The sequence below is a fragment of the Deinococcus deserti VCD115 genome (assembly GCF_000020685.1).
Taxonomy (GTDB): Bacteria; Deinococcota; Deinococci; order Deinococcales; family Deinococcaceae; genus Deinococcus; species Deinococcus deserti.
Map to the genome: position 1 here is coordinate 1,488,405 of NC_012526.1, position 26,923 is coordinate 1,515,327.

General features: G+C 61.5%; 24 protein-coding genes, 1 tRNA gene and 1 pseudogene. 8 read left to right on the plus strand and 18 right to left on the minus strand.

Translation table 11 applies throughout. The features are described 5' to 3' along the window. Window positions 1-133: 133 nt before the first annotated feature. The 5 genes from DEIDE_RS07070 to ligA are packed head-to-tail and all read right to left on the minus strand — an operon-like array spanning window position 134 to window position 4,434. Window positions 134-592, minus strand: coding sequence for a divergent PAP2 family protein (locus DEIDE_RS07070; RefSeq protein ID WP_012693263.1), 459 nt, complete (start codon window positions 590-592; stop codon window positions 134-136). Next, window positions 589-1,467: a bifunctional methylenetetrahydrofolate dehydrogenase/methenyltetrahydrofolate cyclohydrolase gene (locus DEIDE_RS07075; RefSeq protein ID WP_012693264.1), complete on the minus strand. Its 879-nt coding sequence runs from the start codon at window positions 1,465-1,467 to the stop codon at window positions 589-591. Before DEIDE_RS07075 ends, DEIDE_RS07070 begins: the two co-directional genes overlap by 4 nt. A gap of 1 nt (window position 1,468) precedes the next feature. Then, window positions 1,469-1,975, minus strand: a complete 507-nt coding sequence (gene nusB, locus DEIDE_RS07080) for a transcription antitermination factor NusB (protein WP_012693265.1) — start codon at window positions 1,973-1,975, stop codon at window positions 1,469-1,471. Continuing rightward, the gene (locus DEIDE_RS07085; protein ID WP_012693266.1) at window positions 1,972-2,322 is read right to left on the minus strand and encodes an Asp23/Gls24 family envelope stress response protein; all 351 of its coding nucleotides are present in this window, start codon (window positions 2,320-2,322) and stop codon (window positions 1,972-1,974) included. Before DEIDE_RS07085 ends, nusB begins: the two co-directional genes overlap by 4 nt. Before the next feature lie 51 nt (window positions 2,323-2,373). After that, the gene (gene ligA / locus DEIDE_RS07090; protein ID WP_012693267.1) at window positions 2,374-4,434 is read right to left on the minus strand and encodes an NAD-dependent DNA ligase LigA; all 2,061 of its coding nucleotides are present in this window, start codon (window positions 4,432-4,434) and stop codon (window positions 2,374-2,376) included. Between the two features lie 179 nt (window positions 4,435-4,613). On the opposite strand from ligA, the gene DEIDE_RS07095 reads away from it, so the two are divergent. Further along, on the plus strand, window positions 4,614-5,702 hold the full coding sequence (locus tag DEIDE_RS07095) for a BMP family lipoprotein (RefSeq protein ID WP_012693268.1): 1,089 nt from the start codon (window positions 4,614-4,616) through the stop codon (window positions 5,700-5,702). Window positions 5,703-5,898: 196 nt separating this feature from the next. Here DEIDE_RS07095 and DEIDE_RS07100 read toward each other — a convergent pair whose 3' ends face one another. Both DEIDE_RS07100 and DEIDE_RS07105 read right to left on the minus strand, forming a co-directional pair. Then, window positions 5,899-7,014 carry a protease complex subunit PrcB family protein gene (locus DEIDE_RS07100; protein ID WP_012693269.1) on the minus strand — a complete coding sequence of 372 codons (1,116 nt, stop codon included), beginning with the start codon at window positions 7,012-7,014 and terminating at the stop codon, window positions 5,899-5,901. An 82-nt stretch (window positions 7,015-7,096) separates the two neighbouring features. Then, on the minus strand, window positions 7,097-8,773 hold the full coding sequence (locus DEIDE_RS07105) for a DNA repair protein RecN (protein ID WP_041227481.1): 1,677 nt from the start codon (window positions 8,771-8,773) through the stop codon (window positions 7,097-7,099). Window positions 8,774-8,965: 192 nt separating this feature from the next. Here DEIDE_RS07105 and DEIDE_RS07110 point away from each other — a divergent pair, with 192 nt between their 5' ends. Further along, window positions 8,966-10,096, plus strand: coding sequence for a hypothetical protein (locus DEIDE_RS07110; protein ID WP_012693271.1), 1,131 nt, complete (start codon window positions 8,966-8,968; stop codon window positions 10,094-10,096). 242 nt (window positions 10,097-10,338) lie between these two features. Next, window positions 10,339-11,922 (plus strand): phosphoenolpyruvate carboxykinase (ATP), encoded by a 1,584-nt coding sequence (pckA, locus tag DEIDE_RS07115; RefSeq protein WP_012693272.1) that lies wholly within the window; start codon window positions 10,339-10,341, stop codon window positions 11,920-11,922. A 102-nt stretch (window positions 11,923-12,024) separates the two neighbouring features. Here pckA and DEIDE_RS07120 read toward each other — a convergent pair whose 3' ends face one another. From DEIDE_RS07120 to recX, 3 genes are all read right to left on the minus strand, one after another. Beyond that, window positions 12,025-12,732 carry a metallophosphoesterase gene (locus DEIDE_RS07120; protein WP_012693273.1) on the minus strand — a complete coding sequence of 236 codons (708 nt, stop codon included), beginning with the start codon at window positions 12,730-12,732 and terminating at the stop codon, window positions 12,025-12,027. Between the two features lie 61 nt (window positions 12,733-12,793). Continuing rightward, window positions 12,794-12,870, minus strand: a tRNA-Pro gene (locus tag DEIDE_RS07125). A 101-nt stretch (window positions 12,871-12,971) separates the two neighbouring features. Next, a complete protein-coding gene (gene recX, locus DEIDE_RS07130) occupies window positions 12,972-13,559 on the minus strand; it encodes a recombination regulator RecX (RefSeq protein ID WP_012693274.1) in 588 nt (195 codons plus the stop codon). Window positions 13,560-13,784: 225 nt separating this feature from the next. On the opposite strand from recX, the gene rpsT reads away from it, so the two are divergent. Continuing rightward, window positions 13,785-14,060, plus strand: a complete 276-nt coding sequence (rpsT, locus tag DEIDE_RS07135) for a 30S ribosomal protein S20 (protein ID WP_012693275.1) — start codon at window positions 13,785-13,787, stop codon at window positions 14,058-14,060. Between the two features lie 63 nt (window positions 14,061-14,123). Here rpsT and DEIDE_RS07140 read toward each other — a convergent pair whose 3' ends face one another. The 7 genes from DEIDE_RS07140 to DEIDE_RS07170 all read right to left on the minus strand — a co-directional run bounded on the left by DEIDE_RS07140 (window position 14,124) and on the right by DEIDE_RS07170 (window position 20,572). Next, window positions 14,124-14,501, minus strand: a complete 378-nt coding sequence (locus tag DEIDE_RS07140; protein WP_041227483.1) for a hypothetical protein — start codon at window positions 14,499-14,501, stop codon at window positions 14,124-14,126. A 69-nt stretch (window positions 14,502-14,570) separates the two neighbouring features. Further along, complete coding sequence (locus DEIDE_RS07145) at window positions 14,571-15,983, minus strand: aminotransferase-like domain-containing protein (RefSeq protein WP_012693277.1); 1,413 nt, start codon at window positions 15,981-15,983, stop codon at window positions 14,571-14,573. Next, entirely contained in the window at window positions 15,956-16,267 is a 312-nt protein-coding gene (locus DEIDE_RS07150) for a hypothetical protein (RefSeq protein WP_012693278.1), read from the minus strand. The genes DEIDE_RS07145 and DEIDE_RS07150 overlap by 28 nt, the downstream gene beginning before the upstream one ends. A gap of 117 nt (window positions 16,268-16,384) precedes the next feature. Then, the gene (gene leuB, locus DEIDE_RS07155) at window positions 16,385-17,440 is read right to left on the minus strand and encodes a 3-isopropylmalate dehydrogenase (protein WP_012693279.1); all 1,056 of its coding nucleotides are present in this window, start codon (window positions 17,438-17,440) and stop codon (window positions 16,385-16,387) included. Continuing rightward, on the minus strand, window positions 17,433-17,978 hold the full coding sequence (locus DEIDE_RS07160; RefSeq protein ID WP_012693280.1) for a 3-isopropylmalate dehydratase small subunit: 546 nt from the start codon (window positions 17,976-17,978) through the stop codon (window positions 17,433-17,435). Before DEIDE_RS07160 ends, leuB begins: the two co-directional genes overlap by 8 nt. Window positions 17,979-17,995: 17 nt before the next feature. Beyond that, window positions 17,996-19,255: a hypothetical protein gene (locus DEIDE_RS07165; protein ID WP_012693281.1), complete on the minus strand. Its 1,260-nt coding sequence runs from the start codon at window positions 19,253-19,255 to the stop codon at window positions 17,996-17,998. Between the two features lie 36 nt (window positions 19,256-19,291). After that, window positions 19,292-20,572, minus strand: a complete 1,281-nt coding sequence (locus DEIDE_RS07170) for a 3-isopropylmalate dehydratase large subunit (RefSeq protein ID WP_012693282.1) — start codon at window positions 20,570-20,572, stop codon at window positions 19,292-19,294. Between the two features lie 293 nt (window positions 20,573-20,865). Between DEIDE_RS07170 and DEIDE_RS07175 the strand changes: the two genes are divergently transcribed. Then, on the plus strand, window positions 20,866-23,640 hold the full coding sequence (locus DEIDE_RS07175; RefSeq protein WP_012693283.1) for a hypothetical protein: 2,775 nt from the start codon (window positions 20,866-20,868) through the stop codon (window positions 23,638-23,640). A gap of 61 nt (window positions 23,641-23,701) precedes the next feature. Here DEIDE_RS07175 and DEIDE_RS19370 read toward each other — a convergent pair whose 3' ends face one another. Beyond that, window positions 23,702-24,115 carry a hypothetical protein gene (locus DEIDE_RS19370; protein ID WP_012693284.1) on the minus strand — a complete coding sequence of 138 codons (414 nt, stop codon included), beginning with the start codon at window positions 24,113-24,115 and terminating at the stop codon, window positions 23,702-23,704. Between the two features lie 254 nt (window positions 24,116-24,369). On the opposite strand from DEIDE_RS19370, the pseudogene sdhC reads away from it, so the two are divergent. From sdhC to sdhA, 3 genes and pseudogenes are all read left to right on the plus strand, one after another. Continuing rightward, window positions 24,370-24,729: pseudogene (sdhC, locus tag DEIDE_RS07185) on the plus strand (succinate dehydrogenase, cytochrome b556 subunit); the annotation flags it as partial. After that, window positions 24,729-25,106, plus strand: coding sequence for a succinate dehydrogenase hydrophobic membrane anchor subunit (locus tag DEIDE_RS07190; RefSeq protein ID WP_012693286.1), 378 nt, complete (start codon window positions 24,729-24,731; stop codon window positions 25,104-25,106). The pseudogene sdhC and the gene DEIDE_RS07190, both read left to right, overlap by 1 nt. A gap of 30 nt (window positions 25,107-25,136) precedes the next feature. Continuing rightward, window positions 25,137-26,888, plus strand: a complete 1,752-nt coding sequence (gene sdhA, locus DEIDE_RS07195; RefSeq protein WP_012693287.1) for a succinate dehydrogenase flavoprotein subunit — start codon at window positions 25,137-25,139, stop codon at window positions 26,886-26,888. Window positions 26,889-26,923: the final 35 nt, after the last annotated feature.

Consider the following 26,923-nt stretch of genomic DNA (forward strand, 5'->3'; position numbering starts at 1 on the left):
GGAGTTCAGGTTTGACGTCCTCAAATTTTCGGAGCAGGCATCTTCACCGCACCACGAGAGTCAAACAAGTTCCGAGGACCAAGAAAAATTACGTGCCAGCGCCAAGACCCAAACCTCATGCCCCGGGCAACCGCTAGAACACGTGAAAAGACAGCCAGCCTACGACGATGCCCAGCAAAGACCCGACCAGCACTTCCAGATACGTGTGCCCCATCAGTACCCGGAGTGGCAAAGGAGCAAATCCCTCGCGCACGACGGCCCGCAGTTCTCCTACAAGTTCGTTGAGAAGCCGGGCCTGCTGACCACTACTGTGGCGCACCCCCGTGGCGTCGTACATCACGATCAGCGCAAATCCAGCCGATACAGCGAAGAGTGGACTTCCGAAGCCCTGAGTCAGGCCCACTCCCGTGGCCAGCGCTGTCACCATAGCGCTGTGGCTGCTCGGCATGCCGCCGGTTTCCATAAAAGCGCCGGGGCGCCAGCGCCGCTCCAGGAGCAGAATCAGAAGCACTTTGATCACCTGGGCGCCGGTCGAGGCCAGCACTGCGGTCCACAACCACGGATTCCCGAAAAGTTCTTGCAGGACGTTCACACTGCTCTCCAGTCTATCTGCCGTTCCGCCGCAATCACGGTATTCAGCATCAGCTGGGCCACGGTCAGGGGTCCCACGCCACCAGGCACAGGTGTCAGGGCTCCGGCGACATTTGCGACTTCTGGATGTACGTCCCCCGTCAGGTGAAGCTGATGACCGTCCCCTGGGATGCGGTGAATACCCACGTCCACCACGGCCGCTCCGGGCCGAACCATATCCGGAGTCATCAGCCACGGCTGCCCGGCGGCCACCACCAGCACGTCAGCTTCGCGAGTGACCGCCCCAAGGTCTGAGGTCTGTCGGTGGGCGACAGTCACTGTGGCATCAGCGCCCAGCAGCACGGCTGCCATGGGCCTTCCCACAATGTCACTGCGGCCAACAACCACGGCCCGCCTCCCGGCAACCGGGATTTCGTAATGCCTCAGCAGGGCAAGCACACCCAAGGGCGTACAGGGAGCAAGCAGGGGGTGGTCAGAACCACCGCCTCCCGTCCATAGACGCCCCACGTTCAGCGGATGAAACCCGTCCACATCCTTGCGCGGATCGACCGCTTCCTGAAGTAAAGCAACCGGCAGGTGAGCCGGGAGAGGCAGCTGAATCAGAATGCCGTGAACGTCCCTGTCGGCATTCAAAGTGGCAATCAGCGCCAGCAGTTCCGGGAGCGTAACGGATTCAGGCAGTGCATGTACAGTACTGCGCAGGCCGGCTATGTCTGCGTGGCGCTGCTTGCCCCGCACATAGCTCAGGCTGGCCGGATCGGTGCCGGCACGAACCAGAACCAGGTGCGGGCGATCAGGCAGTTTCACAGCGCGCTGCGAAGCCTGGGCCAGAATCGCCTGAGCGGCAGGCGCGCCCGCCAGAATGCGGGCCCCCACGCTAATCCTGAGCGGTGTCTGCCTGCTCGTCAGCCTTGGCCACTCCGGCCGACTGCAAGCTGCGGCTCAGACCAGCCAGCACCCCGTTGACGAAGCGCCCGGAGTCATCTCCACCGAACTTACGTGCAATGCGCACCGCACTTTCGATCACAGGGGGATGAGGCTCGGCCGTGTAGATTAGCTCGAAGGTCGCCAGACGCAGCACATTCAGGTCGGTTTGCGCCATCTGATCGAAGCTCCAGCCACGGATGGTCCTGCGCAGCGTCGTATCAATATCGGCGCGGTGCTTCTCCAGACCACGGACCAGTTCGTTGGCAAACGTCAGGGCGTCGGCACTCAGCTGCGGAAACGTGTCGTCGCCTTCCCGCATGGCACCCTCGGCACGGGTGAACACGGTGTCCAGAGGCAGGTCACCCCGATCTGCCTCAAAAAGTACACGGAACACGAACTCGCGCGCGGCACGGCGCGTGCCGACTGGCTGCACTGCTTTCTCCCGGCGGCGTGTCAAGCGGCACTTCCCTTCGGCAGGCACACACCCTGTACGGTGATATTCACGGCCCGGACCTTAAGACCGGTCATCAGTTCGATGTTCTCGCATACAGCGCGCTGTGCCTGCTGGGACACAGCCACCAGATTGCGTCCATAGTCCACGTTGAGGCCGACATCGACCGTTACGTCGTTCCCTTCACGGGTCACTTTCAGGGCGCGGGGTTTGCGGGCGCCCTGCTGGTTGCGCAGAACTTCTCCGACCTTGATCGGTGCGCTGGAGATCTCTGTGCCTTCAATGCCCTCAAGGGTGGTGGCGGCAATGTCCAACAGGACACTCTTGCTGATTTCGACTTCACTGGTGCTCATGGTGTGGTGCCTCCGGGCGCAGCGGGAATAGGCTGCGCGGTTCTTCTCAGTTTAGACGGTGGACGCTGCGGACGCCTGAACGCCAGGAAGCTGCACGCCACGCTGGTGCAACAGCGTGCCCAGCGCAGCCTCATCAAGCACCGGGACGGCCAGTTCACGCGCGCGGTCGAGCTTGCTACCGGCGTCCTGCCCGGCGATAAGGTAGCTGGTTTTCCTGGTCACGCTTCCGGTAACCCGCGCACCTGCAGCCTCCAGAAGAGCCTTGAGTTCATCTCGCGGCTGAGACAGCGACCCGGTGATCACGAAGTTCAGGCCAGCCAGCTGCTCACCGCGAACTGTCTGCGTCTCTTCTGGACTCATGCCAGCAGCGCGCAGCCGCTCAATCAGGTTCCGCATGGTGGGGTCAGCCAGCGCAGCACTGACGCTCACGGCAGTCACTTTACCCATCCCTGGGACAGCCTCGATCTGTTCGGGGGTGGCTCGCAGCAGCGCGTCGAGGCTGCCAAATGCACGGGCCAGCGCCTGGGCATTGCGCTCTCCGACGTGGGTCATGCCCAGGGCATTGATCAGCCGCCACAGGGGGCGCGTCTTACTGGCTTCAAGCTGGGCCAGGACATTCTGCGCCTTCTTTTCCCCTCCGCGCTCCAGGCCGGCGAGCTGCTCAGCGGTCAGCAGGTAGAGGTCTGCAGCGTCCCGGACCAGACCGGTCTCGATCACCTGTATGACCAGCTTTTCTCCGATGCCTCGGACATCCATCGCACCCCGCGACACGAAATAGCGGATCCGCTCGAACCGCTGGGCGGGGCAGGCAGGGTTGGGGCAATACGTGTTGGCGTCCCCTTCGGCGCGGGTGACCTCATGGCCGCATTCCGGGCAGTAGGTGGGAAACACGAATGGCGTGGTTTTTTCCGGACGCTTCTCGGTCACCACTCGCATAATCTGCGGAATGACCCCGCCCGACTTACGCACCACGACTGTGTCGCCGACGCGCAGGTCCATCTGCCGAATGTAGTCCTCGTTGTGCAGGGTGGCTTTACTGACGGTGCTGCCTTCAATCAGACGTGGGGCAAGATGAGCCAGCGGCGCGAGCTTTCCGGTGCGGCCCACGTTGACGGTGATTGATTCGAGGACCGTTTCCACCTGTTCCACCGGAAATTTGAAGGCAATCGCCCAGCGCGGAGCGCGGCTGGTAAACCCGGCTTCTTCCTGAAGTGCCAGAGGGTCAAGCTTGATCACAGTGCCGTCGGCGTCAAACTCGAAGTTCGACCGCGCCTCGGTCATCCGGCGGTGGTAGTCAGCCGCGGCGACATACCCACGGAACGTTTCGCTGTAATGGCTGACCGGAAAACCACGGCCTGCCAGCCACTGAAGAACTTCGCTCTGGGTGCGGGCTTCTACACCGTCGCGTCTGCCAAGGCTATAAAAAATTGCCTTCAGATTGCGGGTGCGGGTGACTTCCGGGTCCTTCTGGCGCAAGGCCCCAGCGGCACCGTTCCGGGGGTTTTTGAGCAGAGGCGTGCCCAGTTCCTCAGCCTGCGCATTGAAAGCTGCAAAGTCTGCCCGGCTCAGGTAGACCTCGCCGCGAACTTCGAGCTGACCTTTCAAGCCATCGAGGTGTTGGGGAATCCCTGGGATGGTCAGCACCTGGGCCGTTACCATCTCCCCCACGCGGCCATTTCCACGGGTGGCCGCCCACTGCAGGGTGCCGTCCAGGTAGTACAGGTTGACGCTCAGGCCATCAATCTTGATCTCACCTGTAAAGGTGAAGTCATCCGACTCTGGCGGCAGGTTCAGGGAGCGCGCCAGTTTTTCCTGCCACTCACGCAGTTCGTCTGCATCAAACACGTTATCCAGGCTGGTCATGGGGGTGAGATGCGCCACAGGCTCAAAGGCCGCACTCGGCGCCCCGCCTATGGTCTGAACCGGGCTGTCATCCTCGACCCATTCGGGGTGCCGGGCTTCCATGTCGCGCAGAGCGCGGGCCAGGGCATCGTATTCGTCGTCGGAAATTTCTGGCGCATCCTGTTCGTAATAGGCGCGGTTGTGGCGGGCAACCTCGGCACGCAAAGCAAGGTAACGGGCGTGGTCATCGGGCGAGGCGGCCTGATCCATTTGGGAAGCGTATCACTGGCCCCTCGTTCGTGCCTCAGCGGAACTTTGAGGTGATCCCCTCTGTCCCTTTATTTCCCTGTCAGCGCGCTGTCAGGCCGGCATGATATTTATCTAGTCTGTACAACACACTCATTTCGTATACTCTGTACACGATTTTCCCTCAACTCTTAAGGAGCACCATGAAGAAATTTCTGACCCTGGCCCTTGCCCTGACGACGACCATCGCTTCCGCCCAGACCCTGCGCGTTGGCATGGCATACGACGCTGGCGGCAAGTTCGACAAGAGCTTCAACCAGAGCGCCTACGAAGGCAGCCTGAAGGCGACCAAGAACCTGGGCGTGAAGGTTAACGACTTCGAACCCAGCGACCCCAGCCAGATCATCCAGGGCATCCGCTCGTTCGCCAACGAAGGCTTTGACCTGACCATCGGCGTGGGCTTTGCCAACAACGCCAGCATCACCCAGGTTGCCAAGGAAAACCCCGACCTGTACTTCGGCCTGATCGACGATGTCTCCCCCCAGAAGAACGTCGCCAGCCTGGTCTTTGCCGAGCAGGAAGGCAGCTACCTGGTGGGCTACCTGGCCGGTATGAACAGCGCGACCGGCGTGGTCGGCTTCGTCGGCGGCATGGACATCCCCCTGATCCACAAGTTCGAGGCTGGTTACACCGCAGGCGTCAAGGCCGCTAACCCCAAGGCGCGGGTCATTGCCCAGTACGTCGGCACCACTCCTGACGCCTGGAACAACCCCGGCAAGGCCAAGGAAATCGCAGCCAGCATGCGAGCCAAGGGTGCCGACATCATCTTCGCCGCAGCCGGTGGCAGCGGTAACGGTGTGATCGACTACATCAAGCAGACCCAGTGCGTCAAGGCAAGCGGCGCCGTGAAGTTCTCCAGCAACAACTTTGCCAAGGTGCCCAAGAGCGCGGCCTACCAGAAGGCCTGCGCTGGCAATACGCGTCCAATGTTCTTCATCGGCGTGGACAGCAACCAGAACTACCTGGGCGACTTCGACAAGAACCCCGCGACCCTCAACCACGGCCTGACCAGCATGCTCAAGCGCGTGGACAATGCCGTCTACTCGCTGATCAGCGACGTCAAATCCAACCGCTTCAAGGGTGGCGAGCGCCGCTTCGGCCTCAAGGAAAACGGCGTGGGATACGCCGTGGACCAGTACAACCGCAACCTGATCACCAATGCTCAGGTCGTCAAGCTCGAGTCCATCAAGGCCCGCATCATCAAGGGCGCCATCAAGGTTCCCAGCAAGTAAGATCGAGTCTTTTCAGCTGGAGCGCTCCTGAACTGGAGCGCTCCTTTTTCATGGTGTTCTCCCGCATAGGTGGACTGAGTGCTTCTTCTGTACGTTGCCGGGGCCTGGGGACACGTGCCTCGCCGCTGTCCCTGCACAGAAACTGCACAGAAAAAGGAGCCGTGCATTCATGCCGGCTCCTTTGCAGGTCTGATGCTCAGCGTGTCTGTCCGCCGCCCGACCCTTCTGACAGGGGGCGTCCCTGTTCATCCACCACATTGACCTGCGTATAGGTTCCAGGCACCCGGACGATGGTCCAGGGGCTGGTGATGGCCTGTGTCGTGATGCTGTCAGGTCCTGGAGCCGTCACACGGACCGTAAGTGTCAGAGTCCCTCCGCTGGCGCTGGCTCCGGTCACGCGGACGGCGTACCCCCCGGTGGAGCGCTGTCCCAGGAAAACGCCGACCAGGGTTGCGCCTGACACGCCCGGCGCTGAAGGGGGACTGGTCTGGCGTCCGTAGGCCTGGGCATACAGCGCACTGGCTGCCGCCTGAGTCGTCGCCACCTGGACGCTAAATGAAGTTACGGCTGCGTTGTTGCCCTGCGCCAGTTCAGTGATATTCACGCGTGCTCCTGTGCTGGGGGGGCTGCTGGGAGGTGGAGTCGGCGCAGGCCGAACTGGGGAAGCGCCAGATGGATTGGGGGGAACTGTCACGACACCGGGAAGGATGTAAAGCGCTGTGCGCAGGTATTCGGTCGGGCGAGGCTCCACCGCCAGTGCTGCGTCGGGAACACGGGTTTCGTCCAGAACAGCGACTGCCAGGGGTCCCTGGTTCTGCAGCGCAGATCCCAACGCCGTGGCCTCAGCATCCGTCAGCCGCCCGGCACCACGCAGCCCCTGCACTGCCTGAGCTCGCACGACACCTGTGGTTCCCGAAAGCTTCTGCCAGCTGCGCCCATCGGTGTAAAACACCGCTTGCACCGGAACAGCCATGTTCTGCACGACGGTGAACAGACCATCAGACCCACGGACCACGCTTAAACTGGTCTCCATGCGGGTGGTCGGCGTGCGGTAGGTAGCATTGCCGTTGACACTGAGCGTGCCGGGGAGAGCCAGAGGATCCTGAACCTGGGCCCGCACCTCTGTGACAGCACCTCCAATTTTCAGGCTGCCCGGCCCCCCACTGACATTCCCGTAAACCCAGGTGATGCGCTCCTGGGTACCGCCGTAGAGCAGGACCTCATGTATGCGCAGATTGCTGGGGCCGGTCATGCTGCATGCGGAAAGAAGACCGGAACTGACGCCGAGCGCCAGGAGAAGAGACCTGTTCATGAGGCCCAGCTTATGCAGGGGTTCTGATGGCCGACTGAAGGGCACCTTGAGGAAATGCACATCAGCCCGGGCCCAATGACCGCTAGGAGGTCTGCGGCACTTCCAGCAGTTCACGGGCATGCTTGAGTGCTGCGTCCGAGGTGTTGCCACTGAGCATCCGGGCAATTTCCTCGAGACGCTCATCAGGCGTCAGGCGCCGGACACGGCTGACGGTGCGCCCGCCCTCTACCGCCTTTTCCACCTTGTAATGATGATCGGCACGGGCAGCAATCTGCGCCAGGTGCGTCACCACGAAAACCTGCCGTTCCCGGGCCAGCCGGCCGAGCTGGGCGGCCACAGCCAGAGCTGCCCCTCCCCCGATGCCGGCATCCACCTCGTCGAATACCACAGCCGGCGTGTCAGCCCCCAGAACGGTGCTGATGGCCAGCATCACCCGTGAGAGCTCACCGCCTGAAGCGACGTCCGAAAGCGCAGCAAGGTCCTCGCCGGGATTGGCGGTGAAGCGGAGCGCTACATCACTCAGACCGTGTGCAGTGGGCTCGCCATGCGGCGTCAGCAAAAACTCCAGGCGCGCATGTGGCATGCCCAGCTGCCGGATGACATCGACCAGCTCTGAGGCCAGCGGACCAGCCCGGAGAGAACGTGCCTCGTCCAGGCAGCGGCCGGCCTGCTCAACGACCGTGCGCAGATGGCTGACCTCGGCGTCCAGTGTTCCTGCGTCCTGCTCGTCACGGGTCAGGAGAGCCAGTTCCTGCTCCACACCAGCGTGAAACTCCAGCACATCGTTCATGGTCGGGCCGTACTTGGCGCGCAGCTTGCTCAGGGTCCCGAGGCGTCCCTCGACGCGGGCCAGCTCCTCGGGGTCCGGAGCGCTGCTTTCAGCCACACTGCGCAGTTCCCCCACGATGGCCTGCACGCTTTCAAGCGCCGTTCGCAGCTCAAGCTGCAGCTGGGCGCTGGTCTCATCGTACCGGGCACTGGCATTCAGGGCGCGGACGGCTTCCGCAAGGTACCCGGTCGCGTTTTCTTCGGCCTCGCTGAGCAGTTCCAGCGCACCGGCTGCTCCCTGAGCAATGGTCTCCAGATTGGACAGCCGCATCAGATCGGCCTGCAGGGGCTCTTCCTCACCGACCTGCGGAGCAACCTGGGAAATCTCCTGGGCCTGAAAGGTCAACAGGTCCAGTTGCCGTGCTCGCTCGCGCTCGGTGGTGCGCAGGGTTTCAAGCCGCTCTCTGGCCTCCTGCCAGGCGCGGTAGGCCGCCTGATAGGCCTGCATTTCCCCCGTAACCTGACGGTCAAGCAGCGCACGCTGGTTGGCCGCAGACAGCAGGCTCACGGCGCTGTGCTGCCAGTGAATGGTCAGGCGCCGCTGGGCCCAGTCCTGCAGCTCGCGGAGGCTGACCACCTCGCCATCCAGACGTGCGGTGCTGCGCCCCTGGATGGTCACCCGCCGGCTGGCGATGTCTTCGTCCTGCCAGAAGCCGCTGACGAGTAGCCCGTCCTCGCCAGTCCGGATCAGGTCCGTGTTCGCACGCGCGCCCAGCAGCAGCCCCAGGGCGTCTACGATGATGCTTTTCCCGGCACCAGTTTCACCGGTAAAGACACTGAAGCCAGGAGCAAAGTCCAGGTCCAGCGATTCGATGGTCGCCAGATTCCGGACTTCCAGCCGCGCCAGGGCCGGACCCACGGGGGCAGATTCTGCCACCGGCGGCGGGCTTGTCACGGTTGCAGCGCGGGGAGAACGGGCCTTACGGGTCACGCTCCCGAGTGTAAAGCCTGGGTACGGTACACGACTGTTGTTTGGGCTGGGGTATGCCACCAGCACCACACTGAGCCGGAACATGAATTTCTCGTTACATTCTCCCCACGTTGCGCTGGCAACCCGCTGCCCACAATGGAGCGGATCTGCCTGACCGGGAATTGCCGGCCTCAGGCGAGAAAGGAGAGGCAGATGAACAATGATATGAACACTGGCGTCAGTAACCGCAGCCTGCTGCTGCTGGGCGCCCTGGCGGCACTGACCATGAACCGTGACGCCCGCACCCGTCTGGCAGGCGGGACCCGCAATGCGTTTGAGGGGGCTCACGTGGCCCTAGATGAAACCATTAAACCCGCGCTGGGCACGGCCGCCACTCAGGCACACGAACTGGCGCAGGTGGCCGCTCAACGCAGCGCCAGCACCCTGGGTACCATCCGGGAAGAAGTGCCGGGCCGCGCTCAGGCCATGCTGCACACAGCCATTGAAGCAGCAGGAAGCCTCGCAGAAACCGTGCAGGAGCGTGCCGGAAATCTGACAGAAGAGGCAGGTCACACGGCCGATCAGCGGCGCCAGCAGGCTGGACGCGTATTGAAGGCCACCAGCAAGGACCTGGGAGAAACTCTGCATAGTGTCCAGAAAACCGGGCTGGGAATTCTTACAGGGGTCCAGGAAGGTATACAGCACCTGTTCCATGATGCCGGAGACGACGTGGCGGCGGGGCGCAAGCGGGTCGAGCGGCGGCTGGCCCAGGCACGGCGCGAAGCCGAATATGAGCTGCGTCAAGGCGGAAAGAACTGGAAGCAGGCAAAACTGGAGCGTGCCGTGAACAAGCGAATTGCACCATTACACAAACAGACCCGCCGGGAACTTGCTCAGCTGGATAAGCAGGCCATGAAGCGTTACAAGGCCACTTCCGGGCATGGCGGCCTGGGCAGCGTGCTGACGACAGCTGCCCTGATCGGAACCGGAATCGTTGTGCTGGCCCGGGTTCCGACGGTACGCCAGAGCATCCTGCGTGCGGTGGAGGGCGTGAACCCGGAAGCAGCCCAGTCGTTACGTCGGATCAGCCGCAATGCACGCGACGTGATCGGATCCGCGTGGCTTGACAGCATCGAAGAAAATAAGCAGACGCCGGCACCGGGTGCGGCAGCTCCTACTCAGGCGGCCACGACGGGCGGCACCTGGGGGGCAGCGGTCGAGCCTGGTTCACCAGCTGCTGCCCGAACTCAAGCAGAGCAGCGGCAGGAGAGCACCGGCGATACCAAAGCCAGCGCCGCAGGCACAGGGGAACAAGCTGGGAAGAACGAAAAACAGAACAATTAAGCACCTGAATACCCGGAGGCGAGCCGATATGCTCGCCTTTTTTGATTTTCCACTGACAAGAAATTTGCATTGCTCAGTTGCCGTTTGTCCAGACACCTGGGACAAGGGGTTCCAAATCGTTGTTCCCAGACACGTGACAACACAAAAGTTGGCGTGGAACCGCTTCACGAGCGACAATATCTGAGTTTGAATTCACACCAAGTCCTGTCCAGAGTCAGCCCAGCGCTGTCCGGAGGTAATCGATGACTACACTTAATGCTCCTTTAGCCGATCTCGGTCTCAAAAATGTACGTATTCATCTGAACCCTGGCGTCGATCAGCTGTATGCCGATGCCATCCGTCTGGGCGAGGGAGTGCGGGCCGCGACTGGTCCGCTGGCGGTGAAAACAAACAAAACCGGCCGTAGCCCCAAAGACCGGTTTATCGTGGAAGATGACCTCACCCGCGACACGGTGTGGTGGGGAGGCTTTAACACTCCCATCTCGCCGGACATTTTTGACCGCCTGCTGACCAAAATGGTCGCCCACGCGGAGGGGAAGGAGCTGTTCGTTCAACAGGTCTACGCCGGCACCGACCCGAAGCACCGTATCGCCGTACGAATGGTCACCGAAATGGCGTACCACAGCCTGTTCATCCGCAATATGTTTGTTCGTCCCAGCCCTCAGGAGCTGGAAGACTTCCAAGCCGACTGGACGGTGCTCAATATCCCCAGTTTCAAGGCCGATCCAGCGACGGACGGCGTACGTAGCGACACCTTTATCATTGTCAATTTCACCAAAAAGATGATTATTGCTGGCGGTACCCAGTATGCCGGCGAAAACAAGAAAGGCATTTTCGGCGTGCTGAACTTCCTGCTCCCCGAACGGGGTGTCATGCCCATGCACTGCTCGGCCAATATTGGGGCAGATGGTGACACGGCCCTGTTCTTCGGCCTGAGTGGTACCGGTAAAACCACCCTGTCGGCTGACCCCACCCGCCGCCTGATTGGCGACGATGAGCACGGCTGGACCGACACCGGCGTCTTCAACTTCGAGGGCGGCTGCTATGCCAAGGTCATCAACCTGAACCCGGAAGCCGAGCCGGCGATCTACCGCACCACCGAAACCTACGGCACCGTGCTGGAAAACGTCGTGTTGCGCCAGGACGGCACACCCGACCTCGATGACGGCTCCCTGACCGAGAACACCCGCAGTGCCTACCCTATCGATCAGATCGACAACCGCCAGCCGGACGGAATGGGGGGTATTCCCAGGAACATCGTCTTTCTGACTGCTGACGCTTACGGCGTGCTGCCTCCCATCAGCCGCCTGAGTCCGGAACAGATGATGTACCAGTTCATCAGCGGCTTCACAGCCAAGATCCCCGGCACGGAAGACGGCGTTACCGAGCCCAGCCCGACCTTCAGCACCTGTTTCGGCGCCCCCTTTATGCCACGGCACCCCGGCGAATATGCCCGGCTCCTGGCGCAGAAGGTCGAGGCGAGCGGCGCGAAAGTCTGGCTGGTCAACACCGGATGGAGCGGCGGCATGTATGGCCAGGGCAAGCGCATGAGCCTCAAACACACCCGCGCCATGATCAACGCAGCGCTCAATGGCGAGCTTGATAGTGTTGCCTTTGAACGAGAGCCTTTCTTCCACCTGGAAATCCCCACCGAGGTTCCCGGGGTTCCCGCCGAGGTCCTGAACCCACGCGAGGCCTGGGCAGACAAGGCCGCCTACGACGAGACCGCGCGCAAGCTTGCCCGGATGTTCCGGGAGAACTTCAAGCGGTTTGAGGAAGGCGTGGACCCGGCCGTCACCGCCAGCATGCCCAATCCCGACGCCTGAGTTGCCAATGCAAGTGCCCCCGCACTGTCGGGGGCACTTGCATTTCTGCTGTCAGGCTGGTTCAGAGCGCCACTCGGTCTGTATCTGTAGCCAGAGGCCTCACTACCCCATGCCGGTGTCCAGCAGCAGCCGGGGACGGAACCGCAGCCCGTCGGCAGCGACCAGATAAGCCGGGATGCCTCCGACATGCCGCATGGCCCGCTCTGGAGACACCCCATGCAGATGCCCGTACACCACGAGATCCGGCCCGGCTGCCTCGATGACCTGCGTCAGCGGGTTGGGCGGGTATGGGGGTGATGCGGGCGGGTAGTGCAGCATCAGGATCAGGCGGTCACCGGGCTGACGTATGCGGCGCGCTGCTTCGACACTCAGGGCCAGGCGTTCAGCTTCACGGCGCAGGAGACGGTCATCCTCCTCGCCCAGCGGCTCATATCCGGGCGTAGTCCACCCCCGCGACCCACAGACCACCACCCGCCCGATGCGCACTGCATCGTTGTGTACGGCCAGCATGCCAGCTGGGAGCGCGGCACGCAGCTTAGAGGCGGTCGGCCACCAGTAGTCATGGTTGCCCCGGAGCAACACCTTGGTTCCGGGCAGTGCTGCCACCGGCGCGAGGTCTGTCATGGCATCCGGCAGCCGCATGGCCCAGGAAAGGTCTCCTGGAAGAAGAACCAGATCCTCAGGCCGCACCATCTCGCGCCACTGGGTAAAGATGGCGTCCGGGTGACCGGCCCACTGCGGCCCGAACACCGTCATGGGCTTGGGTGTCACAGTGGCCAGATGTAGGTCAGCAATGGCATAGACACGCATAGAACTCCAGAGCGGAAACGGGAACAGGCAAAAGCCTCCCGCGAAGGGAGGCCTTTTATCGTGGTCGGGGCGAGAGGATTCGAACCTCCGACCCCTTCGTCCCGAACGAAGTGCGCTACCAGGCTGCGCTACGCCCCGCCGAACCACGAACCAATCACGACCGGAAAACAGCTATGGATTGGCGCGACGGGTAGTTTACGCGCCCCTTCCGGACAGTGTCAAGCAAAGCGGCACCGTCGCTAGCTTTCCTCCTCAGGCACGTCAGACACGTCCAGGCCGGCCTGCGCCTGCTGCTCCCGAATTGCCGGCCAGATCAGTGCACCGGAATATCCCCTCCGGGCCAGAAAGGCGTAGGCACTGGCCGCAGCGTCCTTTTTTCGGGCAAACGAAGACCAGCGGCGCTCCAGCAGGTTGCGGATCTCCTGGGCTTCCGCCTGAGGATCGCGCGCAGCCACCGTATCTTCAATCAAGGTCTCCTCTACACCACGCCGCTTGAGGGTCTGCCTGACGCGGAAGGCGCCGATACCACGCCGGCTGTTTTCTGCGCGGGCCACCTGTGTGTCATCCTGATATCCCAGCTCACGCACACGTTCCAGGACTGCGGTCACAAGCGCTTCGTCCTCGCTGCGCCGCTCTAACTTGGCACGCAGTTCCGATGCTGTCATAGCCCTGGCGGCCAGTGCCCTGAGGGCGTAGGCCATCAGAGCCTCACGGGCCTCGTCCGGGGTTGGTGGGGTGCGGCGCTCTGGGCGGACGGGGTGTCCAGTGTCTGTACCTGGAGCCTCACCTTCTCCAGGCGTGCGGGCACGGCGGCGTGCACGATACATGGCCTCAGTATGCCGCTTGCACATGGCATGGACTGCCAGTATAGTTACGAGGTTGTCTATCCCCCACGGGTGGACAATCCGGTGCATCTACTGCTGAACAGATAGAAAGTACCGGCGCGCCGCGCATACCTCAGCGGACGCATCGAGTTCCCCGCCAGACCGGCGCCGGAACCGCCCCGACCACGACGGCAAGTCGTGTGAGCCGGGAGAACAAGGAGAAACAGCATGGCCCTTCGTCACAAATCCGCCCAGAAACGTCACCGCCAGAGCCTCAAGCGCCGCATGCTCAACCGCAGCCGCAAGAGCACCATCAAGACCTTCACCAAGCAGGCCGTCGCTGCTGCGACCACCGGTGAGAACCTGGCTGCTGCCCAGAGCAAGGCCGAAAGCCTGATCGACAAGGCCGCCAAGGGCAGCACCCTGCACAAGAACGCTGCAGCCCGTAAGAAGAGCCGTCTGGCCAAGGCCATCAACCGCGTCAAGGCTGCCCAGCAGAGCTGAAATCGTTTCAGGAAGAGGCGGAGAAACCGTATAGGTTTCTCCGCCTCTTCCTGTTCCAGATACTCAGGGGGCCCGTCCACCTCTGACTTCTTCCAGATCCAGGGTTCCACTGAACTTGTCCAGGTCCACCACAAGGCGGTAAGTTCCGGCTGCGCCCGATCCCATGATGTTCAGAGCCCACTTGCCCTTCGGACAGGACTGGCCGGCAATCTGTCCCCCTTTAGGGTCATAGAGGCGCACGACAGCCTGCCCGCTGCGCACCTGACACGAGCCTTTTACCCCCACCGACTGATCTGCCTCGATTGTCCTGAATGTGTAGGAATTCTGGCCGGTGGCGTTCCACATATAGGTGGGGGTAAGAGTGACGTAGCCGAAGCGCAATCCGGCAGTGAAATACACTGCGGCCACAACGGCAATCAGGACAAGCACGAGAAGGCGCATCGCCATCAGTGTACCGTAAGGCACAATCCGGAGCGAAAGACAAGGCACTTTGTTCAGCCGCCCAGGCTTTCATAGCAGGCGAGCCACCCCCTCTCTGATCAGATGAGGCTCAAGATGTCCGAAGGCCATAAGCACGGCGTGCGAGCGGACGGTAGTCCCTGCAGGTGACAGTGCGACGCCCCGACCCGCGGCATAAGCCACTGCCTCAGCAGATGTCATTTTACCCGGCAGACTGACATACACATGGAGTCCGGCACGAGCAGGGGTGGCGTGCCACTCAGGTAACGCCGCGCCAAGGGCATCGATAAGCACCTCATGCCGGTGACGCAACGTCTGCCGGGCCCGGCGCAGGTGACGCCCGTAGGCGCCAGAAGCAAGGATGTCTCCCAGGGCCAGCGCGTCAAGTACTCCTGGCACGCGGTCAGTTAGAGGACGCGTGCCTGCCAGCACACGTGTCACAGATTCCGGCGCCACCAGAAAACCACTTCGGGTCACCGGTGCCAGACTCTTGCTGAAGCTGCCCAGCAGGAGCACCCGGTGCGGTGCAAGCCCCTGCATCACGGCAGGCGGGCGGCCTGTGTGGTGCAGATCAGCAGCGTAGTCGTCTTCCAGAATAAATGCACCGCTGTGCTCAGCCCAGTCGATCAGCGCCCGCTGGCGGGCAAACGGAAGGGTCACGGTGGTGGGGTACTGGCACCCGGGGGTGATGTAGAGCAGCGTGGCCCGTTCAGGCAACGCGGCGGGATCCAGCCCCAGGGGGTCCACCGGCACATCCACGACCTGGGCGCCCGTTGCCGCCAGAGCTGCCCAGGCACCGGGATAGGTCGGCGCCTCGATAGCGGCAGTCCGGCCCGGCTCCAGGAACACCCGGGCCAGGGCGTCCAGGGCTGACTGGGTACCTCCAGTCAGCATGACCATGCCGGGGGTCACCCGCGCACCCCGCTCGGCATTCAGATAGGCCGCCAGCGCACGGCGCGTTTCCAGTGGGCCCAGGGGATCGCGCAACACGTGTGATTCGGCGCTGCTGCGCCCGGCACGACGGGCCAGCGCCTGCATCCAGGCAGCTTCCGGATACAGCTCGGGGACCGGTTGACCCACCCGGAAGTCCACCGCGAAGTCGCCTCCCACGTCCTGCTCCTGACCCGCCAGGGCCCGTGCGGCCCAGGCACTCAGGGGCAGTGGAGCACTGTGTGGTTCCGGACCAGCAGACTGCAAGGGTGCGCTTACCCGCGTTCCGCTGCGCCCCTGGGCCGTGACGTAACCTTCCGTCTGCAGCTGTTCCAGGGCGTCCACCAGGGTGTTGCGTGACACGCCAAGCTGCGCTGCCAACACGCGGTGGCCAGGCAGACGGCTGCCTTCCGGCCAGTAGCCCTGGGTGACCGCCAGACGAAGCGTGCGGGCGACCCGGGCGTGCAGGGTCTCCCCCAGTTGTTCAGGCAACAGGTCGGGAACGCTCAGCGTTCGAACTCGCGCTCCAGCCATGCCGGGTTCCCACCCTCCTGTCTGAGAGCCTCGCCAGCCAGCCGCAGGTACAGGTCACGCGCTTCCTGAGCCTGCCCGGGCGACAGGCTGTACAAGGCGGGGTCAGAAAGCAGTTGGCGGATCAGTGGAAACACCGGCACATCTGCATGCAGCTGTCCATTGATGGTCACGTCGGCTGTCCATCTCAGGAGGTAGTCGAGTGCATAGGGGCCCGGCTCAAGCACACAGCCTCCGGGATAGGGAATGCGACTTGGACCGCGGAAGGTTACTGCAGGAGTCGACATATCAACAGCATGGCGCACCGACGCGCAAAGGCAATGAGGAGCCGAGCAGCAGCACGCTTGACTCGGTGATAAGAAGGGCGGATTCCGCCATAGAATCCGCCCACTACCGTCAGCAGTTCAGCCTACTGCAGGTGTGCCCATGGCCTCCAGCACGGCCCGCGTAAAGGTGCGGGTATCGGCTCGGCCACCCAGGTCACGGGTCGGATGCTCGCGCAGGGCCAGAGCTACCGCCCGGTCCACGACGTTCGCGGCGTCGCTGCGCTGCAGGCTGTGCCGCAGCATCATGCCCACACTCATAATGGCCGCTGCCGGATTGGCGATGCCCTGGCCAGCGATGTCAGGAGCACTGCCGTGAATCGGCTCGAACAGCCCTGGTCCATCACCCAGCGAAGCACTGGGCATCAGGCCGAGGCTGCCGGGAATGACAGCTGCAAGGTCCGACAGGATGTCTCCGAACAGGTTTTCCGTGACGATCACATCGTAGCGGGCCGGATCAGAAACAATCAGCATGGCCACGCTGTCCACGTATTCATGGTTCAGGTGAATGCTGCGGTACTCGCGGTCACGCAGGGCCTGGACGTCACGGCGCCACAGCTCCGAAACTTCCAGCACGTTGGCCTTATCCACGCTGGTGACCCGTCCCTTGCGCTGCTCAGCTGCCCAGAAGGCCACCTTGGCCACGCGCTCTACCTCGGCGGTGGTGTAGCGCATGGTGTTGTAGGCAGTGTCGCCTTCAATCTTGCGGTCTCCGTCGAAGTAAATGCCTCCCAGGAGTTCCCGCACGATCAGAATGTCCACGCCACGGGCCAGCTCAGGCTTGAGCGGGCTCAGGTGCTCCAGTCCCGGCTGAACCCGGACTGGGCGCAGGTTGGCATAACAGCCCAGCGCCTTACGCAGGGCCAGCAAACCGGACTCGGGGCGCAGATGACGGGGCAGGTTGTTCCAGGGGCTGGTGTGTGCCCCGCCTACAGTGCCCAGCAGCACAGCGTCTGCGTCCTGCAAGGCGTCGCGGGTCCGCTGCGGTAACGGATCGCCGTATGCGTCGTAGGCGCCGCCGCCAATGGCGTGCTCCTCAATAGTGATATCTGGAGCCACCTCACGCAGGACTTCTACTGCCGCGCTGGTCACTTCAGGGCCAATTCCGTCTCCGGGCAAGGTCACGATCTTAGGCATGGGCATTCTCCTTTCCGGGGTGGGGTTGAGCCGAGGAGGAGTCATCGGCCTCCGCAGGAACCTGGGCGCGCATGTACTCCAGCCAGCCACCGGCTTTCTGCACGTCCAGGGCAAACTGTGGCACCGGAACGAAGGTCAGGGTCTGCCCGGTGCGCAGGTTGGTAATGGTCCCACCTTTCAGGTCGAGGTTGGCCTCGTCACCGTCCTGAAAGGCCTCCACGATACCGTCGCATTCCAGCGCCAGAAAGCCGTTGTTGATGGAGTTGCGGTAATAGATTCTTGCGAAGTTCGGGGCGATGACCGCGCCCACACCTGCGCCGCGCAGCGCCCATACGGCGTGCTCCCGGCTGGACCCACAACCGAAGTCCGCCCCGGCCACGATGATGTCGCCGGGCTGAACGCGTTTGGCGAAGTCGCGGTCGTAATCCTCCATGGCGTAGGGAGCCAGTTCGGCTTCTATATCGGTGGTCAGGTGACGCGCAGGAATGATCTCGTCGGTGTTGATGTGGTCGCGGGCAAACACGTGCACTCTGGGCATGGGACTCCTTAAAGATTTCAGTTGGTGGTATTTCCAGCTGCGAAGGGCTGGAGTTCTTCGGGAACTTCCTCGTCGTACAGGTCGCGCCAGTGCGAGCCGTCGAAAGTGACTTCCGATTCCATAAAAGTCTGGGCCAGCGGGTCTGGATCACTCAGGGCGTCCAGAGGAATATCCAGGCGCACGGCCTGCGGCACCGGCAGCTCAGCGTCCTGGGGAATAGCGAGTTCGTGGTCGAACGTGGAGCGCAGCAGCTCACCCGTCCAGGCGGCCCAGGCGTCCTGGTTTCCTGCTCCGGTAGATTCACGCAGGTCGGTGCGCAGGTGCTCGGCATGCTCCTCGGGAATGACGCCGTCCTCCCATTCCACACGTCCATCGGCGTGCACCGTGACCGAGGCGGTTTCCACATCGAAGAACTGAGCCAGCTCCGGGTGAAGTGCATCTTCCTGAGCCTCGGCGTCCGGATCACCGTAGGGGTGCCACAGCTCACCGTCGAGCGAGAAGGTCGACTTTTCGATGTTGGGATGGAACTCGACATTCCCGTGGGTAGCAAAGGCAAGGCTGAGCGGCGAGTGCAGCGGCGCAGGCCGGCGCAGATCCAGCACGAGGCGACGCGCCACCGGAACCGGGCCTTCCTCGTCCTGCTGGAGCAGATCGTGGTGCGTACTTGCCCACAACTCCGGCGTGTCTCCATGGAATTCGCGCGCCACGCCTTCCAGCGCTTCGAGCAGGTCATCGGGCGGCTCCGGAGTCACGTCGATCCGCCCCTCGCCCCACTGCTCGATCAGGAACGTGGCCACGAGTTCTCCCTGCAGGTTCAGGGCCGGGTGCTGCAACAGGTATTCCAGTGCCCGGCGTGGATCGGTATGGGCCGGGAAGCTGTCCCACCGCTGACCATCGAAAGAATGCCGCTGTTCGCGCAGGCGGATGCTGCCTCCCTCAACCTGGAAGGACATGCCAGCGCCCTCGGTCGCCGTCTTTCCTAGCACCAGATCACCGCTGAAACGCCGCAGAGGCGGCACGGGAATACTCTGCACATCCTCGGCAGTCTCCAGAAAGCGGTCTGGCCGACCGGCCATCACATAGGACGTCCGGTACTCACTGTCCCAGGCGGCCCCGTAAGGCTGTGAGGCCTTCAGGGCACCTTCGATCAGTTCGCGCAGAGCGGCGTCCTCAGGTGCGCGGCTAAAGGTCACTGTACCTTCAGCGTCCATGTGCGCCTCGAAAGCGTGCACGTCAGGCATCAGGCCCAGTTGTTTGCGGCGTTTGGCTTCACCCATACGGTCAGTATCCCAGAGTCCGCAACGGTACCGGCCTCAGTCGGCGGCCACGCTGTTGTACTCACGCGGGTCACTGATGAAACCAGCCACCGCACTGGCCGCCACTGTCGCGGGGCTGGCGAGATAGATCTGCGCCGTGGGGTCTCCCATGCGACCCACGAAATTGCGGTTCGAGCTGGAGATGCATACGTCGTCCGGCCCCAGAACCCCGCTGTGCATGCCCAGGCAGGCGCCGCAGCTGGGGTAGCTCACGCTGGCCCCGGCATCCACGAAGATTTCCATGAGGCCTTCCTGCGCGGCCTGCTTCCAGATGGCCTGGGTAGCGGGAACCACGATCATCTGCACGCCGTCGGCGACCTTGCGTCCCTTGAGAATCCGGGCTACTTCACGCAGGTCACCAATCCGGCCGTTGGTGCAGCTCCCGACATAGGCGTGAGTTACAGCGATCCGGTCAGTGCCTGCCACCCGGCCATTGCTGGGAATGTGTGGGTAGGCCACGGTGGGCTCGACCGCGGAAGCGTCCACGTCAATAACGACCTTGTACTGTGCGTCCGCGTCACTCACGTACTCGGTGTACTCTCCGGGCTGCACTCCCCGCTGCTGCAGGTAGGCGCGGGTGGTGTCATCCACGGCGACGATTCCGGTCTTCCCACCGGCCTCAATGGCCATGTTGGTCAGGGTAAAGCGCCCTTCCATATCCAGCTGGTCGATGTAGTCCCCGACCCATTCCATGACCAGGTAGTTCGCGCCGTCCGCTCCGATGCGCTTGATCACTTCGAGGACGATGTCCTTGGGCGTGACTCCGGGCTGAGTCTGACCGCTGACCCGGATCAGCATGGTCTCAGGCACCTTGAACCAGACCTTGCCGGCGTAGATGGCTCCTGCCAGGTCGGTGCTGCCGACCCCGGTAGCGAACATGCCCAGGGCCCCCGCATTGCAGGTGTGGCTGTCACCACTGACCAGGGTCTGGCCAGGGCGAACAAGGCCCGTGTTTTCCAGCACCACGTGAGCGATTCCGCCGCGCCCCACATCATAGAAGTGCTTGATGCCTTTTTCCTGGACCCAGGACTTGAGCTTCTGGTACATCTTGGCGGCCTTGATGTTCATGGCAGGCACGCTGTGGTCGGGCACGGCCACGATCTGGTCCGGGTTGAAGACCTGATCCATACCGCGTTCCTCGAGCATCCGGAGTGCAGCGGGCGTGGTGATCTCGTGGCACAGCACCCAGTCGGTGGCACATTCGATCAGCTGTCCAGGAACAACCTGATCGTGCCCGCTGTGAGCTGCCAGGATTTTTTCTGCAATCGTCATTCCCATACTGGTGACCTTCCTTTATTTGGCGAGCGGGGCGTTCAGGAAAGCGCCCCCGAAACCTCTGGGCTTCGGGGGCACGTGCAGAACGCGGGGTCAGCGCTCAACGCCCCCAGCGAAGAAGAAGGCCCGCTTGGGCTTCCTTGTTCTGTATTGGCACGTCGAACATGACGGCAGTGTAGGCGTATGAATTCAGGCCGGAAGCGGGACGTGTAGACGGGTGGTCGTAGACCCCTGTTGCCACGGTGGTCATATTCGCTCGCATCGTTAAACATGGGAAATTAGAATGCTGAGGATTTATGAAGAAACTGCCTCTTTCTGCCTCAATGCTGGGTCTGACCGTTCTTCTTACTGCATGTCCTGGCCCCACGCCGCCCACGGAGATGACCCACTCGCTCACTGTTACGCTCTCGGGCGCTGCCAGTGCCCCCGTCAAAGTTATCAATACTTCGACTGGTGCCACAGTCTTCAACGACACGCTCGCGGGCAGCAAGACTTTCAATGGCCTCAAAGCGGGGAGTGTCCTTAGCGTCGAAGGGGGAGCAGTCAACAATTACACTACTCCTTCCACGCAAACCGTTACTTTGAATGCGGACAAGACTGTCACACTGGCCTATCAGCAATTGGCCGGAACCGCGCTCAACGCGTCCATGATGACCGGCCTCATTACGGGCACCGATCTTGCATTGGGCAGCGCCTACATCGGCAGCCCCCGCAGCGTGTTCTTTGGAAAGATCCAATTAAAAAATAACGCTATGAATTTTGACCTGAGTGCTCTGGTTCCCACTGCTGAGGACCTAAGGGGCAACCTCTATACAGAAGGTTGCACCGGCGCAAACAGTGAGCCCGCAGCTCGTACGTTGTACAACTCTAGTATTAACGTCTACGGCGTGCAGGGGGATCTTCTGGGCACTGTAGTTGAGAAGGTTATTGCCGGGGCGGACGCCACCAAATCAAGCCCGATCATCGTGCGACTTTACTCAGACCGTGCTTTCACCTTCACGGGAAGCTGCACACACAAGCTGGCGGATGGCAGTTCTTTCAAGGAATCCGTGGAGATCTCCGTTTCGAAAGGCTGGAACGCATTAGTATCCACTGTGAACGGAAACACGCTGGACCTTCGCAACGCCAGTGCGGATGACCGCATTCAGATGGCATTCGAAAGCGCGGCTCCAGGTGTTGCGGTATTGCTCGAGTCCGAGACAGTGCAGTTCACGACAGACAGTCCAGTCACTATCAATGCCGATATCGTCCAAGTTGGTGGTTACACCGGTACTGTTCACCTTTCTACAGATATCCCTGGACTATCCGTAGAACCTGCCACCATTACATTACCCAGCCCGCCAACCTTGCAGGGTCAGGCGGTACCGGATGAGGTCACCTTGGAGCGGCATAGCAGGTCGGGCCTGAAACCTCAGCAGGTCACAACCAAGCTCACTTTCAAGTACAGCGGCAACGATAACCTGACTTCACCGTTTAACATAATCGTTAAAGATGGGGCAAATAAGCAGGTTGGTAGTGGAGAAGGTAGGCTTGAAGTCACTCGTCCTGGCTTTACGCTTTACGCGTCCGGTTATAACCTTCTGCTTCCTCGAAGCAACTCCCTAAAATTTCCAGTCACGTTAAATGCAACACAGAACTTCACAGGCGAGGTCACATTAAGTGCCACAGGACTTCCAGCTGGAGTTACTGTCACCCCCACCACTGTGAAACTTTCTGGCTCTGCCTACACCGAACTCACGCTGACAAGTAATGCTTCTGCAGCGCCTGGCACTTACCCGATTACCCTAACGGCTAATGGGGGGGGCCGGAGCGCATCAACGAAGGTGGACTTGGTTATCCCAGAGCCCAGCGTTAACGTCAGCGTGGGTACCTACGCCGCCGACATTTCCCGCGAGGGTGAGGCAAGCATTTCGGTTAACGTTTCCAGCGTGCACGGGTTTGATGGGACAACCACTTTAACCCTTACAGACCTTCCTGCCGGCGTCACTGCTATGCCTGTTACCGCAAAGGTCACCCCCACGACCAGTACCACCGTCAAGATACCGGTCACGGCTGCTGCGAGTGCGAATCTCGGGACATACACTGTCAAGGTAACTACTCCTGATCTCGCAACGAATAGTCACAATGTGTCGTTCCAGCTGAGCATCATGCCTAAGCGCGTTCTGATTGGAAGCTCTGCCTCCAGCCTGACGCCTTCCGGTAGTGGTGTGTGGCTGGTTACAGGAAGCACGTACAACCAAAGCACAAACAAGACAGATACCACTGTGAGCCGGTACGTTGCCGGCAAGCTGTCCGCAAGCGCAATCCTGACGGACATGTCTTCGCCACGACTGCTGCCAAAAACAGACGGCAGCGTGTTGGCTATAGGTTATTACAGCGGTACTCAAGCTTTCTCCATCAGTTCCGCCGGTAACGCCACCGCCACCACACACCCGTTCACCAGTAACGATACAGTCGCTGGTTTTCCGGACGTTAAGGGGCGAATCTGGTTCGTTCAGCGGGCCTACACAGGCATCGGCGGCATGACCACCGCTCTGGCCCACTGGGACCCAGCCACCAGCACCGTCGTTCAAGTGGACACGGCGACAAACTATGGATACTCCCAGAGTGGGAAGTTCGTTGTTAGCCCCGACGGCGCAACCCTACTTTTCGTCCCGTCCTATTCAGGCAGCGCGAACAAAGTCGTCAAGATCAATGCCACCGACAGCACTATGAGTACACTTGATCTAGGTGCCACCGACAGCTTTGCTATCGACAAGGTAGGTACCATCTGGATGACGGACTACAACCATTTGAAGCGACTCAATGCTGATGGCAGCGTCACGACATTTACCAGCCTTACCCTTGATGGCGGTCAGCAGCTTATCGGTTTCGACAAAGGCACTTCGCACATACTCTGGGCCCGGAACTACAACGGAATTGTCAAAGTCGACACATCAGCTCTTTCCGCAACCAAGATTAGGCTCACTGGCGATATCTCAGGTGCCGTTACGATGGAGAACGGCGGCCTCAGTGTACTGACTTCAGAGTACACGGGCCAGAGCAGTAGCTACCTATCTATTTTGGAATAACACCTCAAAAAATTAAGCGCATCGGGGATAAGACATACCCGATGCGCTTCTTATATACTCGTCAATCCATTTTGATATCAAACACTGGGACAGGTGTCTTGTCACCGGCGTCGTCGGCTGAAGGCTGTGAGATGGATTCCTGAACTGCCAATGGTGACATCTGTACAGCTGAACCAGCGTCGGTCTGAGGGACTTTCGGCGGCACGATAGGCGTGCTTTCGTCGATGGGTTGATAAGGCTGCCCAGGTTTGACCCATTTCGTGCCCAGAATCGCTGGAGGCTGTGGGGCTCCCCCCGGAGCCGATGCCTGAGCCGGAGTCGCTGCAACAGCCGCCTGTTGCGCAGCCCGCAGAATGGCGTTCACTTCGGTGGTACTGAGCAGACCCTTATGCTCCAGGGTGCTCAGAATTCCTAGCGCCAGTCTCCGTATGTATTCGGCTTCCAAAAGGGGGTCTCGGTCATGCGGACGGGTCATGCCTTTAAACTAGCGCTCCCGGTCCTGAGAAGGGGAACGGAAAGGACACCTGCCTGTGGCGCAATTGCCCGCTTGGGCGTATGCTGCCCCTTCGAGTAACACAGATGAACAGAGTTGGTACAAAGCCGGCAGATCATCAAGGGTGTTATTCTTAAGAAGTCTGAAAAGGTGGCGTGAACACTCACCCACACGGTAACGCGTCGGTCAACCCGTATGGGGCGGCGTGACGGGAATGAGACGTTCAGGAGGACTTTGGAATGTACCGAGGAAGAGAGGGGCAGTGGGCGTTCCTGCTTCACCGCCTGTCGGGGCTGGCGATTCTGGCTTACCTGCTGTTGCATGTATTCAGCATCGGGTCGCACATTTTCGGCGAGCGGTTTTATATGGCAATCCACCACACCTATGACCTGCCGGTCTTCCGCGTGGGTCTGATCTTTATTGTCGCAGGAGTGGTGTACCACGCTTTTAACGGCCTGCGCATCATCGTGATGGACTTTACGGGAGCGGGCGTCGCCTACCAGCGGCAGATGTTCTACGCGGTGCTGGCCATCACCCTGCTGGCGACGGCGTACTCCGCGTACCGTCTGTACCCGCGACTAATGGGAGGCTACTGATGATCCGCGCGCGGACCTTCACCGATGCCCGGCAGCAATCGCACAACAATGCTGAGCTGAACTGGTGGATCTTCATGCGTATCAGCGGGTTGATCCTGGTTTTCCTGGTGCTCGGGCACATCTACATGACCTTTATTCAGGTCAGTGAATCCGATGCCACCTTCGACGCGGTGGTCGCCAAGCTCAGCAACCCTGCCTGGAAGTTCTACGACTGGATGATTCTGTTTCTGTCCCTGCTGCACGGTGCGAACGGAGCACGGTATTCGATTGAGGACTACATCCGTTCGCGGCCCAACCGGGCCTGGGTCAAGAGCATTTTCTACACGGTGATCGCGCTGGTATTTGCCTTTGGCACGATCGGCCTGATCTCCATTTGACGCACGGCGTTTTCCCAAAGGACTTTGAATATGCATCATCGTTATGACGTTCTGGTGGTCGGGGCAGGCGGCGCCGGCCTGATGGCCGCCCTGTACGCCGCCAAGGGCAATGTGTCTGTGGCGTGCATCAGCAAGCTCTACCCCACCCGTTCACACACCGGAGCTGCCCAGGGGGGCATCGGTGCGGCGCTCGGCAACGTAGCCGAGGACCACTGGGAATGGCACATGTTCGATACCGTCAAGGGCGGCGACTACCTGACCGATCAGGACGCCGCCGAAGTGTTCGCCAAGGACATCATTGACGCCGTGTACGAGCTCGAACACATGGGGCTACCCTTCTCCCGCACGCCTGAGGGCAAGATTGCACAGCGCAAATTCGGGGGGCACACCCGTGATTTCGGGAAGGCCGCCGTGGAGCGCAGCTGCTACGCAAAGGACCGCACGGGTCATATGATCCTGCAGACGCTGTACCAACAGAACGTCAAGTCCGGGACCACCTTCTACAACGAGTACCACGTCACCGACCTGCTGATCGAGAATGGCCGCTGCCGCGGCGTCGTGGCCTACGATCTCGCCAGCGGCGAACTGCACACCTTCCACGCCAAGGCCGTAATTCTGGCGGCGGGCGGGTACGGTAAGGTCTTCAAGATCACCTCCAATGCGCTGACCCTGACCGGCGACCTGATGAGCATCTATTACCGCAAGGGCCTGCCGCTGGAAGACATGGAGTTCTACCAGTTCCACCCGACCGGTCTGGCCAAGCTGGGCATCCTGGTCACCGAAGGTATTCGTGGTGAGGGCGGCATCCTTCGCAACAGCAACGGTGAGCGCTTCATGGAGCGCTACGCTCCGACCATCAAGGACCTGGCGCCGCGTGACATCGTTTCGCGCAGCATCGTCACTGAAATCCGCGAGGGCCGTGGTGTGGGTCTGGACAAGGACGCTGTCCACATTGACCTGACGCACCTGCCGCGCGAGGTCATTGAAGGCAAGCTGGCCGAAATCACCGACCTGGCGCGCACCTACCTGGGCCAGGACCCGGTCAAGGATCTGGTGGCCATCCAGCCCACGGCCCACTACGCCATGGGTGGTATTCCCACTGACCTCAACGGGCTGTGCCTGAGTGACGGCATGGGCGGCTCCGTGGAAGGTCTGTACGCGGCCGGCGAGCAGGCCTGCGTCTCGCTGCACGGGGCCAATCGCCTGGGAACCAACAGCCTGGGCGACCTGATCGTGTTCGGCCGCCGGGCCGGGACTTACGCCGCGCAGTATGCCCGTCAGGTCGAATACGCTGAGCTGCCTGAAAACCCCGAGCGTGAGAGCCAGGAGATGTTCGAAGCGCTGCGTCGCTCGAAAGGCAGCGACAACGCCGCCACCATCCGCAAGGAGCTGCAGGAGTCGATGATGAACAACGTCGGCATCTTCCGCAACGGCCCGGATATGGAGCGCCAGGTGGGCATCATTCAGGAGCTCAAGGCGCGCTACAAGAACGTGGGCGTCTCTGATCCCAGCCGCCGCTACAACAGTGAGCTGATCGAAGCTATGGAACTGGGCTTCATGCTTGACTGTGCTGAGGCCATGACCAGCAGTGCGCTTAACCGCACCGAGTCGCGTGGCGCACACGACCGCGAGGATTTCCGCGAGCGTGACGACGCCAACTGGCTCAAGCACACCATGGCCTACAAGGACCTGAACAACGACGGCAACGTCGTCATCGGGTACAAGGATGTGGCGCTCAAGGGCTTCACGCGTGCCTTTGAACCCAAACCCCGCGTGTACTAAGAAAGATCCGTTGTCATCCGGTCTTTCCAGAAAGG

Bases quoted from the DNA above. Each gene is read 5' to 3' on its own strand.
- leuB (WP_012693279.1), bottom strand. From the start codon at position 17,440: ATGCCTAAGATCGTGACCTTGCCCGGAGACGGAATTGGCCCTGAAGTG.
- DEIDE_RS07095 (WP_012693268.1), top strand. From the start codon at position 4,614: ATGAAGAAATTTCTGACCCTGGCCCTTGCCCTGACGACGACCATCGCT.
- DEIDE_RS07150 (WP_012693278.1), bottom strand. From the start codon at position 16,267: ATGTCGACTCCTGCAGTAACCTTCCGCGGTCCAAGTCGCATTCCCTAT.
- DEIDE_RS07160 (WP_012693280.1), bottom strand. From the start codon at position 17,978: ATGCCCAGAGTGCACGTGTTTGCCCGCGACCACATCAACACCGACGAG.
- DEIDE_RS19370 (WP_012693284.1), bottom strand. From the start codon at position 24,115: ATGACCCGTCCGCATGACCGAGACCCCCTTTTGGAAGCCGAATACATA.
- ligA (WP_012693267.1), bottom strand. From the start codon at position 4,434: ATGGATCAGGCCGCCTCGCCCGATGACCACGCCCGTTACCTTGCTTTG.
- DEIDE_RS07110 (WP_012693271.1), top strand. From the start codon at position 8,966: ATGAACAATGATATGAACACTGGCGTCAGTAACCGCAGCCTGCTGCTG.
- rpsT (WP_012693275.1), top strand. From the start codon at position 13,785: ATGGCCCTTCGTCACAAATCCGCCCAGAAACGTCACCGCCAGAGCCTC.
- recX (WP_012693274.1), bottom strand. From the start codon at position 13,559: ATGTATCGTGCACGCCGCCGTGCCCGCACGCCTGGAGAAGGTGAGGCT.
- sdhA (WP_012693287.1), top strand. From the start codon at position 25,137: ATGCATCATCGTTATGACGTTCTGGTGGTCGGGGCAGGCGGCGCCGGC.
- DEIDE_RS07190 (WP_012693286.1), top strand. From the start codon at position 24,729: ATGATCCGCGCGCGGACCTTCACCGATGCCCGGCAGCAATCGCACAAC.
- DEIDE_RS07145 (WP_012693277.1), bottom strand. From the start codon at position 15,983: ATGGCTGGAGCGCGAGTTCGAACGCTGAGCGTTCCCGACCTGTTGCCT.
- DEIDE_RS07170 (WP_012693282.1), bottom strand. From the start codon at position 20,572: ATGGGAATGACGATTGCAGAAAAAATCCTGGCAGCTCACAGCGGGCAC.
- DEIDE_RS07085 (WP_012693266.1), bottom strand. From the start codon at position 2,322: ATGAGCACCAGTGAAGTCGAAATCAGCAAGAGTGTCCTGTTGGACATT.
- DEIDE_RS07175 (WP_012693283.1), top strand. From the start codon at position 20,866: ATGAAGAAACTGCCTCTTTCTGCCTCAATGCTGGGTCTGACCGTTCTT.
- DEIDE_RS07140 (WP_041227483.1), bottom strand. From the start codon at position 14,501: ATGCGCCTTCTCGTGCTTGTCCTGATTGCCGTTGTGGCCGCAGTGTAT.
- pckA (WP_012693272.1), top strand. From the start codon at position 10,339: ATGACTACACTTAATGCTCCTTTAGCCGATCTCGGTCTCAAAAATGTA.
- DEIDE_RS07165 (WP_012693281.1), bottom strand. From the start codon at position 19,255: ATGGGTGAAGCCAAACGCCGCAAACAACTGGGCCTGATGCCTGACGTG.
- DEIDE_RS07120 (WP_012693273.1), bottom strand. From the start codon at position 12,732: ATGCGTGTCTATGCCATTGCTGACCTACATCTGGCCACTGTGACACCC.
- DEIDE_RS07100 (WP_012693269.1), bottom strand. From the start codon at position 7,014: ATGAACAGGTCTCTTCTCCTGGCGCTCGGCGTCAGTTCCGGTCTTCTT.